Annotated in this window: 1 protein-coding gene and 1 pseudogene; one reads left to right on the top strand and one right to left on the bottom strand. The window is 61.8% G+C overall.

Going from position 1 to position 1236, the window contains the following annotated elements; translation table 11 throughout:
• Positions 1 to 425, bottom strand: a pseudogene (locus EN749_RS35995) (hypothetical protein); the annotation flags it as partial.
• A gap of 662 nt (positions 426 to 1087) precedes the next feature.
• Here EN749_RS35995 and EN749_RS35990 point away from each other — a divergent pair.
• The gene (locus EN749_RS35990; protein WP_128364977.1) at positions 1088 to 1222 is read left to right on the top strand and encodes a DUF4158 domain-containing protein; all 135 of its coding nucleotides are present in this window, start codon (positions 1088 to 1090) and stop codon (positions 1220 to 1222) included.
• Positions 1223 to 1236 lie beyond the last annotated feature (14 nt).

The following is a 1236-nucleotide window of genomic DNA, read 5'->3' as shown; positions in this document are numbered from 1 at the left end:
GTCCCGTCGGGAAGGGCGGCGAAATCGAAAAGCGCGCGACTGCGGACGGCGACCTCCTTGCTGTTGAGGACGTGATGGTTGGTGCACAGTATACCCGGCGCGACCAGAAAACCGGACCCGCTCCAGGTGCCGGAGCGCCCTTTGTAGTCGACACCGGAAGCGTCGATCTTGCAGACGGCGCGCGAGCGAGCTGCGCCTTCCTCCAGCCACCAGGCCGGGCGCAGATCGTTGGAGCCGACAACCTGTTCCAGGGTGACGGACAACTGCTCGAACATGGTGCTGGCGTCGGCCGGCAGACCTTCGAATTTCGGGCTGCGAAGGCGTCGGGTCTTCTGGACATCACCGGGCAGGATGGCCAGATCCTTGATGCCCCAGTCCGCAGCGCTCTTGGGCACGGCGCCGGCGTCGGGCCGTTCCACCGCCATTTGCTGCTCGAACGAAAGATTTGCTTCTTGCGCTGAATCCGCCATCTGGTCCCCCGAATCAGAAGTGATGCGCAACCTATAATCGTCGGAAACGACGGAAATGTTACCGTTGTACCCGGATCCACCGGCCGCCCGTCATATGAACTGAATCTCTCATACTGCGTCGCAACATTTTGATGCTGCATTGCGGAACCTTCTGGTAAAGCGGCAGTTCTCTGTGCTTCTAGCAAGCGAGGGCTCGATGAGGCGCTACAAGATTCTGTCGTCGGAATCAGGGCTGTGGTCTGTGATCGATAGCCTGACAGGGCTTCCCGCCGAGAGATACGGTCGGCCGCTCACCGGGCTGACCCGGTACGAGGCCGAAGAGGCTGCCTTTAACCTCAGCGAGAGCACTCCGCCATGGATGGCCAGGGTCAAACATCGCAGACGTTAATCAAGGCTGCCGATTGATCTTTCTACCGTCTATCCATGATGATGGGGTGGACGCCCCTCGACGGCATCGATGTGCTAACGTGGTAGGTGTTTTAACCGCCACAACAGAGGAGGCGTCGGCAAGGGCCGGATCGGGGCCCAGTTCGCGCACCGCCGTGAGGCGGTCCAGAATGCCGTTGAGGTTGGCTGGACTGGGCGACTGTGGATAGTCCCGCAGCCAAGCGAGCGGCGTGCGTTTCATAGCACAATCGACCGATCGCGGCTTTCCGATCATCGCCGCGTTGATCGAGGCGTTGCGGGATCGGAAATTCATCCTACCGGCGCCGGGCACGTTGGAGCGAGCGGCTGCGGCCGGCCGCGCCTAAGCGCGGCGCCTGGC

Origin of the sequence: Mesorhizobium sp. M7A.F.Ca.ET.027.02.1.1, from assembly GCF_004022985.1 — a bacterium.
GTDB lineage: Bacteria > Pseudomonadota > Alphaproteobacteria > Rhizobiales > Rhizobiaceae > Mesorhizobium.
The sequence above is the reverse complement of the archived record's forward strand: the minus strand, read 5'-3'. Positions and strand labels throughout refer to the sequence as shown.